At 66.0% G+C, this 9,242-nt stretch carries 8 protein-coding genes; all 8 read left to right on the top strand.

Features of this window, described 5'->3' with window-relative positions:
* Positions 1–30: 30 nt before the first annotated feature.
* The 8 genes from rimP (at position 31) to rpsO (ending at position 8,890) form a co-directional block, all read left to right on the top strand.
* Positions 31–744, top strand: coding sequence for a ribosome maturation factor RimP (gene rimP / locus ACKODO_RS03830; protein WP_408982126.1), 714 nt, complete (start codon positions 31–33; stop codon positions 742–744).
* An 88-nt stretch (positions 745–832) separates the two neighbouring features.
* On the top strand, positions 833–2,416 hold the full coding sequence (gene nusA / locus ACKODO_RS03825; RefSeq protein WP_408982125.1) for a transcription termination factor NusA: 1,584 nt from the start codon (positions 833–835) through the stop codon (positions 2,414–2,416).
* Positions 2,413–3,108, top strand: a complete 696-nt coding sequence (locus ACKODO_RS03820; RefSeq protein WP_408982124.1) for an RNA-binding protein — start codon at positions 2,413–2,415, stop codon at positions 3,106–3,108. The genes nusA and ACKODO_RS03820 overlap by 4 nt, the downstream gene beginning before the upstream one ends.
* A gap of 165 nt (positions 3,109–3,273) precedes the next feature.
* Complete coding sequence (gene infB, locus ACKODO_RS03815) at positions 3,274–6,372, top strand: translation initiation factor IF-2 (RefSeq protein WP_408982123.1); 3,099 nt, start codon at positions 3,274–3,276, stop codon at positions 6,370–6,372.
* 188 nt (positions 6,373–6,560) lie between these two features.
* Positions 6,561–7,076: a hypothetical protein gene (locus ACKODO_RS03810; protein ID WP_408982122.1), complete on the top strand. Its 516-nt coding sequence runs from the start codon at positions 6,561–6,563 to the stop codon at positions 7,074–7,076.
* A gap of 4 nt (positions 7,077–7,080) precedes the next feature.
* Complete coding sequence (rbfA, locus tag ACKODO_RS03805) at positions 7,081–7,539, top strand: 30S ribosome-binding factor RbfA (protein WP_408982121.1); 459 nt, start codon at positions 7,081–7,083, stop codon at positions 7,537–7,539.
* On the top strand, positions 7,532–8,479 hold the full coding sequence (gene truB, locus ACKODO_RS03800; RefSeq protein WP_408982120.1) for a tRNA pseudouridine(55) synthase TruB: 948 nt from the start codon (positions 7,532–7,534) through the stop codon (positions 8,477–8,479). Before rbfA ends, truB begins: the two co-directional genes overlap by 8 nt.
* 141 nt (positions 8,480–8,620) lie before the next feature.
* A complete protein-coding gene (gene rpsO / locus ACKODO_RS03795) occupies positions 8,621–8,890 on the top strand; it encodes a 30S ribosomal protein S15 (RefSeq protein ID WP_408982119.1) in 270 nt (89 codons plus the stop codon).
* The last annotated feature ends 352 nt before the right edge of the window (positions 8,891–9,242 follow it).

Below are 9,242 nucleotides of genomic sequence, written 5' to 3'. Positions count from 1 at the left end.
GCATGACGAGGTTCAACAACCCGAAGCCCGATGACCGAAACGACCCAGCCCCTCCCGCCCATGATTGAAGCTGATCTCGACGAACCGCGTCTCATCCATGAGAGCGGCCCGGCTCAGCGCGTGGCCCGCCTGGTGGAGCCGATCGTGAAGAGCCTGGGCTATCGCCTCGTGCGGGTGAAGATTACCCCGCAGAATGGCTGCACCGTGCAGATCATGGCCGAGCGCCCGGATGGCTCCTTCACGGTCGAGGATTGCGAGGCGACGAGCAAGGCGCTCTCCCCGCTGCTCGATGTCGAGGAGCCGGTGCAAGGCGCCTACAACCTCGAAGTATCATCGCCGGGCATCGATCGGCCGCTGGTGCGCATTTCCGATTTCGCGCGCTGGACGGGCTTCGAGGCCAAGGTCGAGATGGCGATGATGCTGAACGGCCGGAAGCGCTTCCGCGGCCCGCTCGAAGGCGTCGAGGGCGAAACGCTTCGCATCGGCCTGCCGGACGCGCTGGAGGACAGCCCGAAATTCGCGCTCATTCCCATCCGCGAGATCGGCGAGGCCCGTCTCGTGCTGACGGACGAGGTCATCGCGGAATCGCTCTATCGCACGAAGCTCGCCCTGCGCTCGCTCGAAGGCGAGGATGCGGACGAGGCGAGCGAACAAGCCGAAAAACCCAACCGCTACCGCCCGGGCCCGCGCCCGCAGAAGCAGCGGCCCAAACCCGATCCCCGCAACCCGAAGCGGTCGCGCTAGAGCCTGATCCAAAAAGTGGACACCGGTTTTTGGACAAATCAGGCGACAAGACAGAGACGTTAAACACGACATCTTTCAGGAGGAACCCATGGTCATTTCCGCAAACCGGCTGGAGCTTCTCCAGATCGCCGATGCGGTCGCCCGCGAGAAGCTGATCGACCGCTCGATCGTGCTCGGCGCGCTGGAAGATGCCTATGCGCGCGCCGCGCGGCAGCGTTATGGCGCCGAAACCGACATCAAGGCCGAGATCAGCCCGAAGACCGGCGAAATCCGCCTGACCCGGCTGATGCATGTGGTCGATAACGTCGAGAATCCCTCGCGCGAGATCGACCTCGCCACCGCCAAGCGCCGCGACCCCGCTGCCGAGATCGGCTCGATCTTCGCGGACACGCTGCCGCCCGTCGATTTCGGCCGCATCTCCGCGCAGAGCGCCAAGCAGGTCATCGTGCAGAAGGTGCGCGAGGCCGAGCGCGACAAGCAGTTCGACGAGTTCAAGGATCGCGTGGGCGATATCCTCAACGGTGTCGTGAAGCGCGTGGAATATGGAAATGTCATCATTGATCTCGGCAAGGGCGAAGGCATCATCCGCCGCGACGAGCTGATCCCCCGCGAGGTCTTCCGTCCGGGCGATCGCATTCGGGCCTATCTCTATGATGTTCGCCGCGAGGCGCGCGGTCCGCAGATCTTCCTCTCCCGCACGCATCCCATGTTCATGGCCCGCCTCTTCGGGCAGGAAGTGCCGGAAATCTACGATGGCATCATCGAGATCAAGGCCGTGGCGCGTGATCCCGGCTCGCGCGCGAAGATCGCGGTCATTTCCCGCGACAGCTCCATCGATCCCGTCGGCGCCTGCGTGGGTATGCGCGGTTCGCGCGTTCAGGCCGTGGTGCAGGAGCTCCAGGGCGAGCGCGTCGACATCATCCCGTGGTCCGACAATGTGGCGACCTTCATCGTGAACGCGTTGCAGCCGGCGGAAGTGGCGAAGGTCGTGCTCGACGAGGAGAGCGAGCGGATTGAAGTTGTCGTCCCGGATGACCAGCTCTCGCTCGCCATCGGGCGTCGTGGCCAGAACGTGCGCCTCGCCTCCCAGCTCACCGGCTGGTCCATCGACATCCTTACGGAAGCCGAGGAGAGCGAGCGTCGCCAGAAGGAATTCCTCGAGCGCTCGAAACTTTTCTGCGAGGCGCTCAATGTGGACGAAATGGTTGGCCAGCTTCTCGCCTCCGAAGGCTTCGCGACCATCGAGGAAATCGCCTATGTCGATCGCTCGGATGTGTTGAACATCGAGGGCTTCGACGAGGACACGGCGGACGAACTGCAGCGCCGCGCGCAGACCTTCCTCGCAGAGCAGGAAGCGGCCCGGCAGGCCCGGCGCAAGGAACTCGGTGTCGAGGATGAGCTCGGCACCGTTCCGGGCGTTACCTCGGCGATGCTCGTGGCCTTCGGCGAGAACGACGTGAAGTCCCTCGAGGATCTCGCGGGATGCGCGACCGATGATCTCGTCGGCTGGACAGAGAAGAAGGGTGGCGAAACCGTGCGCGAGCCCGGTTTCCTCTCCGATCTCGGCGTGAGCCGCGACGAGGCCGAAGCGATCATCATGGCGGCGCGCGTGGCGGCCGGCTGGGTCGAGGCCGCGGATGAATTGGCCGAGGAGGCCCAGGAAACGGCGTGACCGAACCCGATATTCCTCCTGCCGAAACATTGAGCGCGGATCGCGCCGCCACGATGCGGATGTGCGCGGTGACGCGTGTGGTTCGCCCGGTGGCGGAGCTTATCCGCTTCGTGGCGGGCCCGGATGGAAGCGTGGTGCCGGATATCCGGAGCAAGCTTCCGGGGCGCGGGGTCTGGGTCTCGAACAGCCGCGCGACGCTCGAGCAGGCCATGCGCCGCAAGGTCTTCGCCCGCGCGCTGAAGGTTGGGGTGACCTGCCCGGCCCATCTTGCGGAACAGGTGGAGCGGCTCCTGAAGCAGGATGCGCTGCAGATGCTCGCGATCGCGAACAAGGCCGGCGCGGTCGTGACCGGTTTCGACAAGATCGAGGGCATGAAGGGCGCGATTGCCGTGCTGGTGCAGGCATGGGACGGCTCGCTGGCTGAAAGGCGGCGCTTGCAGGGATATCTGCGCGGTCGTGGGGCGGACCGGGCTGATCCGCCAGTGGTTCAAGGCTTTGCTGCCGATGAATTAGCGCTGTCCTTGGGGCGTCAACATGTGATACATGCCGCGCTCAGGTCGCAGGAAGCGAGTTCGGCCTTTCTGGCCCGCGCGCTGCGACTGGATGAATTCCGGGTTGGCGACCCGGCTGCCCCGGGCGGCTCCGCCCCGGACGCCGTGCCTGCCGAGGCGTTGGATTTTTCACGATCCTGACGCGGAACGCACCTTTCCGATCCCGGATCGGATGCGGACTCCGTGGCGGGTCCTTTTGGACGTGGTCAGGGCGGCATGGGGCCGCGCGGGGATCACGGGTCCGGTTCGTGCGAGGGTCGCGCGGCCGGGCTGACGGGAACGGGTTATGAGGACGACGGAAAGCGAATGGCGGACAATAACGACACGGGCGACAAGAAGCTGACGGTCGGCGGGGGCAAGACCCTTTCGCTGAAGCGTCCGATCGAGACGGGCATCGTCAAGCAGAGTTTCTCGCATGGCCGCACCAATGCGGTCGTCGTCGAGACGGTGAAGCGCCGTCCCGGCCCGGTCGAGGCGCGCCCCGGAAGGCCTGTTTTCACCGAAACCAAGGCCCAGCCGGTTCCGCCGCCGCCGCGCCCGCCCGTGCCGGAAGCGCCGGCGCCCCGCGCCCCGGAGACCCATCACAACCTCACCAATGCCGAGGCCGATCGCCGCGCCCAGGTTCTCGCGGAGGCCCGCCGCCGCGAGGAGGAAGAACGCCGTCGCCAGGAACAGGAGCGCCGTGAACGCGAGGAGCGCGCCGCCGCTGAGGCGCGCCGTCGCGAGCAGGAAGCCGCTGCCCAGAAGGCCGCCGCCGCCGCACCATCCCCCGCGCCGGAAGCGCCGCGCGCCCAGTCTCAGCCTGCCCCTGTCGCGTCAGCTACTGTCGCGCCGGCACCGGCTCCTGCCCAGCCCGTGGCGGCCGCGCCTGCGCCGCAGATGCAGCGCCCCGCGCCATCGCAATCGGATCGCCCGCGTCATGATGCGCCCCAGCGCGATTTCGGCCAGCGTCCGCCGCGGCTCGACGGCAACAATTTCAACCGCTCCGGCGAAGCTGGCGCGCCGCGTCGCGAGGGCGGGGATCGCGGTGCTCCGCGCGAAGGCGGGTTCCGCCCGCGTGAAGGGGGTGCCCCGCGTGAAGGGGGTGGCTTCCGGCCTCGTGGCGAAGGGGGCGCCCCGCGTGAAGGTGGGGGTTTCCGGCCTCGTGGCGAAGGCGGTGGTTTCAGCCGCGAGGGTGCTGCGCCACGCCGCTTTGATGGCCCGCGCGGCGAGGGTGCACCCCGCCGCGATGGGGATCGTCCGCAGGGCACGGTGCGCCTCGGCTTCGGACCGAGGCCCGGCCAGGCGCCGGCTGGCGGGCTCTCGGCCCGTGGTCCGGGTGGTCCGCGTCTCGGCGGCGGCGCCCCTCCGGCGGTCAGCCCGGAATTCGGCGACATTCGTCCGCAGCGCCAGCCCGGTGCGGTGCCCCCGCGCAAGCCGGCCGATTTCGACGACGAGGATGCGCCCCGCAAGGCGAATGTGAAGCTCCCGGCCCCGGGTCGGGCCGAGAAGCCGAAGCCCGGCATGGAAAAGGCGCGTGGCCGCCTCACCATTTCGTCCGTCACCTCGGATGAGGATGAGCGCCAGCGTTCCGTGGCGGCGTTCAAGCGCCGCGTGCAGCGCATGAAGGGCCATCAGAACCATGAATCGCGCGAGAAGATCGTGCGCGAGGTCGTTCTGCCCGAGACGATCACCATCCAGGAACTCGCGAACCGCATGTCGGAGCGCGGCGTGGATGTGATCCGCCTCCTCATGAAGATGGGCCAGATGCACAAGATCACCGACACGATCGACGCGGATACCGCGCAGCTCGTGGCGGAGGAGATGGGCCACACGGTGAAGCGTGTCTCGGATGCGGATGTGGAAGAAGGCCTCTTCGGCGAGGCCGACGAGACGGGGGATCAGGTCTCCCGACCGCCGGTTGTCACCATCATGGGCCATGTCGACCACGGCAAGACCTCGCTGCTGGACGCGATCCGCAAGACCAACGTGGTGAAGGGCGAGGCCGGCGGCATCACCCAGCATATCGGCGCCTATCAGGTCACGAGCCCGCTCGGCGGCAAGATCACCTTCATCGACACGCCGGGCCATGCGGCCTTCACGGCGATGCGCGCCCGCGGCGCCCGTGTCACGGATATCGTGGTGCTGGTGGTGGCGGCGGATGACGGCGTGATGCCGCAGACGATCGAGGCCATCAACCACGCCAAGGCGGCGAAGGTGCCGATGATCGTGGCGATCAACAAGATCGACAAGCCGGAAGCCAAGCCCGAGCGCGTGCGCACCGAGCTGCTCCAGCACGATGTGCAGGTGGAAAGCATGGGCGGCGAAACGCTCGAGATCGAGGTTTCGGCCAAGGCCGGAACCAATCTCGAAAAGCTGCTCGAGACCATCCAGCTGCAGGCCGAAGTGCTCGATCTCAAGGCCAATCCAGAGCGTGCCGCCGAAGGCACGGTCATCGAGGCGAAGCTCGATCGCGGCCGCGGTCCGGTTGCGACCGTGCTCATCGAGCGCGGCACGCTGAAACAGGGCGATATCGTGGTCGCCGGTTCGGATTGGGGTCGTGTGCGCGCATTGGTCAACGACCAGGGCGAGCAGGTCACTTCAGCCGGTCCGTCGGTTCCGGTGGAGGTGCTTGGCTTCAACGGCGCGCCGGAAGCTGGTGACCGCCTCGCGGTGGTCGAGAACGAAGCGCGCGCCCGCGAGATCACCGAATATCGCGAGCGCCTGAAGCGCGACAAGGCAGCAGCACGCGGCGGTGGCACCGGCCGGAGCCTGGTGGAACTCATGAAGGCCGCCAAGGATGGCGCGGGGAAGAAGGAATTCCCCCTCGTCATCAAGGGCGACGTGCAGGGTTCGGTGGAAGCGATCGCCGCCTCGGTCGAAAAGCTCGGCAACGACGAGGTGCGGGCCCGCGTGCTCCACACCGCCGTTGGCGGCGTCACGGAGTCGGATATCACGCTGGCTCAGGCCACCGGTGCCGTGGTGGTGGCGTTCAACGTGCGTGCCCACAAGGAGGCCCGCGAGGCTGCCGAGCGCGCGGGCGTCGAGATCCGCTACTACTCGATCATCTATGACCTCGTGGATGACGTGAAACAGGCCATGTCGGGCCTGCTCGCGCCGACGGTCCGCGAGACCATGATGGGCAATGCCGAGATCAAGCAGGTCTTCAACATCACGAAGGTCGGCAACATCGCGGGCTGCCTGGTCACCGATGGCAAGGTCGAGCGCGGCATGGGCGTTCGCCTGATCCGCGACAATGTCGTGATCCACGAGGGCACGCTGAAGACGCTGAAGCGCTTCAAGGACGAGGTGAAGGAAGTCCAGGTCGGGCAGGAATGCGGCATGGCCTTCACCAATTACGAAGACATGCGCGCCGGCGACGTCATCGAGTGCTTCCGCACCGAGGAGATCAAGCGGAGTCTTTAACACCGGCGGCCAAGGATGCTTCCGCATTCGACCGCCGAAACAGAAATTTCCTCGTTGGTAGACCGGAAATTTCTGTTTGGAATACCGAAAGTCCTGCTGCAAAGGCTTTCGGCATATGCCCCGCTTGCTGACGACATCAGCCGGGTCCGCGGGTCCAAACCCCGCCACCCGCTTTGAAGGATTGTTCCATGCGCCCCACCCAGCCCCTCAAGGGCCCTTCCCAGCGTCAGCTTCGCGTGGGCGAGCACGCTTTAGTGGCGTTGCAGATCCTTCTTTTTCTGATCAATAGCATGCCGACTGCAATTGCCGAGGTATGCGATAAGGTTGTGGGCGAGCATTGGACGCGCGCGGATGGTCCTGTGTCGACCGTACCTTTTGGCGGGTTTCACGTTCTGAAGGCGCCCGTGGTTGCACTCCTACTGATGAGCTCGATTGCGGCAGCCGTGGTCGTTCGGTTCCGGCGCGCAAAAAGATCGATGGCTCTGTTTTTTGCAATTCTCTGCGCCTTCCTGGCTGGGTTGTCGGTTGCGCTCGGCATTTATGAGCTCCACCTGATAAATTCTGGAGAACGGGTCACACTTGCGGCGATCAGCGAGGGCTGTGTGACCACTAGCCCTACAGGCGGCATCGAAGGGCCGGCGGTAATCTTCGTGGTATCGGCGCTTTGCTTCTGGGTTTGGCACCACAGCCGGAAAAAGGCGTAAGCACATGCGTCCCACCCAGCCCTCCAAGGGCCCTTCCCAGCGTCAGCTTCGCGTGGGCGAACAGGTGCGCCATGCGCTTTCCGATGCGCTGGCGCGCGGCGAGGCGCCGGACCCTGCGCTCGATGGCTTCATCATCTCGGTGCTCGAGGTCAGGATGTCGCCGGATCTGAAGCTCGCGACCGCGCTCATCATGCCGCTGGGCGGCAAGGGTGAGAAGGAGGCGATTGCCGCGCTCAATCGCAACGCGAAGGCCCTGCGTGGTGCGGTCTCGCGGCGGCTGCGCGGCATGAAATTCGCGCCGGACCTGCGTTTCCGCATCGATGACCGCTACGACGAAGCCGCGCGCATCGAGAAGATCTTCGCAGAAGAGCGCGTGAAGCGCGACCTTAAGGAAAATGACCTGCGCGTGAAGCGCGATCTCGCGTCCAGGCGCGGCTCCGAAACGGACGAGAATGATGAATAGCCCGAAAGACAACGGCCAGCCGCGCCCGAAAAAGCGCGATGTCCATGGCTGGCTGATCCTCGACAAGCCGGTCGGGATGACATCGACGCATGCCGTCGCCATCGTCAAGCGCGTCTTCCGGGCCAAGAAGGCGGGCCATGCCGGCACGCTCGATCCGCTGGCCTCCGGCTGCCTGCCGATCGCGCTGGGCGAGGCCACGAAAACCGTGCCTTACGTGATGGATGGCGAGAAGGCCTATCGGTTCGAGGTGACCTGGGGCACCGAAACCACCACCGACGACACAGAAGGCACCGCGACGAAGACCTCCGACAAGCGCCCGAGCCGCGCCGAGGTGGAGGCCCTGCTGCCGCGCTTCACGGGTGTCATCCAGCAGGTGCCGCCGCAATTCTCGGCGATCAAGATCGATGGCGAGCGCGCCTATGATCTCGCACGCGAAGGCGAGACAGTCGCGCTCGAGGCGCGCGAAGTGGAAATCGACCGGCTGGGCATCATCAGCCATGACGATCGGGCCACGGTGCTCGAAGCCGAATGCGGCAAGGGCACCTATGTGCGCGCCATCGCACGCGATCTCGGCCGCGCGCTCGGCTGCTACGGCCATGTGACGGCTTTGCGCCGCACGCGCGTCGGCCCGTTTGTCGAGGATATCTTCGTCTCTGCCGAGGATCTCACCCGCGAAATCGCCGATCCGTCCGAGCGCGAGGCGCATCTCGCCGGGCTCATCGCGCCGGTCGAGAGGGGCCTCGATGAACTGCCGAGCGTCACCGTCACGGGCGGGGACGCCGCGCGCCTGCGCCGCGGGCAGGGCATCATCCTGCGCGGGCGCGACGCGCCGGTGTTGGAAGGCCATGTGACGGTGTTCTCGGGCCCCGATCTCGTCGCCATCGGCGACATGCAGGGCGCGGAGTTACGGCCGCATCGCGTGTTCCAGTTCGCGGGCTGAGGCCCAAGCGAGAATAGGCTGGCCTTTTCTTCCAAAGGCTTGTATATCGCCAACCCGCGTCAGGGGCCATGTCCTCGCGCTTTCTCAGCCTCGCTGGACGACATCCCGGCCTGGCTCCGTTTCCAACCTCAGGAGGTTTCGATGTCGGTGACTGCCGAGCGCAAGGCTCAGATCATCTCGGATTTCGCCACGAAGTCGGGCGATACCGGTTCGCCGGAAGTGCAGGTTGCGATCCTCTCGGAGCGCATCGTGAATCTCACAGAGCACTTCAAGGCGCACAAGAAGGACAATCATTCGCGTCGCGGGCTTCTGCAGATGGTTTCCCAGCGCCGTTCGCTGCTCGATTACCTGAAGAGGAAGGACGAGGGCCGTTATCAGGCTCTCATCCAGCGGCTGGGCATCCGCCGCTGAACTTCGAAGGGGGTGTGGGCCTTCCGCCCCCGCCTCTTTCTTCCGAACGGGACGGAATGGTCCGCCCCGTTCGACGTATTGCGCGAAACCCGACGTGTCCATGGCAGGATCGCCGGGGGCTTCGCTGGCCAGCAAGGCCGGATCGCCGGAGTCCCCCGCCGTCTTGCCCATGGGTTCGGGCGCGCCTCGCGCGTCACGCGAGTGCCATGCCGGGCGATCCCCATCGCCTCGGCCGTTTTGCGCATAACCCGCTATGCCGCCCGGAGGGTCCGGCGCGGCCACGACAGGACAAGACATGTTCGATATTCAACGCAAGACCATCACCTGGGCCGGCCGCAAGCTGACGCTCGAA

This window comes from Rhabdaerophilum sp., assembly GCF_046092605.1.
GTDB lineage: Bacteria > Pseudomonadota > Alphaproteobacteria > Rhizobiales > Beijerinckiaceae > Rhabdaerophilum.
This window is presented reverse-complemented; position numbering and strand designations above follow the sequence as displayed.

Bases quoted from the DNA above. Each gene is read 5' to 3' on its own strand.
- rimP (WP_408982126.1), top strand. From the start codon at position 31: ATGACCGAAACGACCCAGCCCCTCCCGCCCATGATTGAAGCTGATCTC.
- nusA (WP_408982125.1), top strand. From the start codon at position 833: ATGGTCATTTCCGCAAACCGGCTGGAGCTTCTCCAGATCGCCGATGCG.
- infB (WP_408982123.1), top strand. From the start codon at position 3,274: ATGGCGGACAATAACGACACGGGCGACAAGAAGCTGACGGTCGGCGGG.
- ACKODO_RS03810 (WP_408982122.1), top strand. From the start codon at position 6,561: ATGCGCCCCACCCAGCCCCTCAAGGGCCCTTCCCAGCGTCAGCTTCGC.
- rbfA (WP_408982121.1), top strand. From the start codon at position 7,081: ATGCGTCCCACCCAGCCCTCCAAGGGCCCTTCCCAGCGTCAGCTTCGC.
- truB (WP_408982120.1), top strand. From the start codon at position 7,532: ATGAATAGCCCGAAAGACAACGGCCAGCCGCGCCCGAAAAAGCGCGAT.
- rpsO (WP_408982119.1), top strand. From the start codon at position 8,621: ATGTCGGTGACTGCCGAGCGCAAGGCTCAGATCATCTCGGATTTCGCC.